Source organism: Aquipuribacter hungaricus (assembly GCF_037860755.1).
Classification (GTDB): domain Bacteria; phylum Actinomycetota; class Actinomycetes; order Actinomycetales; family JBBAYJ01; genus Aquipuribacter; species Aquipuribacter hungaricus.
Genome location: NZ_JBBEOI010000530.1, coordinates 1 through 585 on the forward strand (window position 1 = coordinate 1; position 585 = coordinate 585).

Annotated in this window: 1 protein-coding gene; it reads right to left on the minus strand. The window is 82.2% G+C overall.

The window, feature by feature from the left end:
• A partial coding sequence (locus WCS02_RS21010) for a hypothetical protein (RefSeq protein ID WP_340296244.1) occupies window positions 1–215 on the minus strand: 215 nt, incomplete at its 3' end.
• Window positions 216–585: the final 370 nt, after the last annotated feature.

Genomic DNA, 585 nt, shown 5'->3' on the forward strand with positions numbered 1-585 from the left:
GGGCGGCGCTCGGGGGCTGGGCCGGTCGGCTGGGGCAGCCGGGCCGCCTCGGTGGCCGCCGGCTGGCGGCGCACGAGCGGTGCCGGTCCGCCGCGGCCCTCGACGGTGCTGGGGCTGTAGGAGGAGAGCCGGCTGAGCTCGCTGAGCGCCTCGGAGGCGAGCATGGAGCGCTGCCGGACCGCCTCGCCGTCGGAGAGGGCGGGGACGACGGGCACGCCGCCGAGCGTGGCCGAGAGGCCGGGGGCCGTCGGGGAGCGGTGGGCCCCGTCGGGCGTGGAGCCGAGGGGCGCGGGACCGCCAGGAACCGACCCGGCCCCGGCCGGTCCGTAGCCCGCGGGGCCTGCGCCGACCGGACCTGCGCCGACCGGACCTGCACCGACCGGACCTGCACCGACCGGACCCGTGCCGACCGGACCTGCGCCGACCGGGCCTGCGGTACCCGGGGCGCCGGGGGCGGTGGGGCGGGAGGGCAGACCGGGACCGCCGTGGACGGGCGGCTGCGGGGAGCGGGAAGGCTGGGCGGTCGGGGCGCCGTACCCCGCCGGGGCGCCGGTGGGCTGGCCACCGGTGGCCTGGGCGGGGACG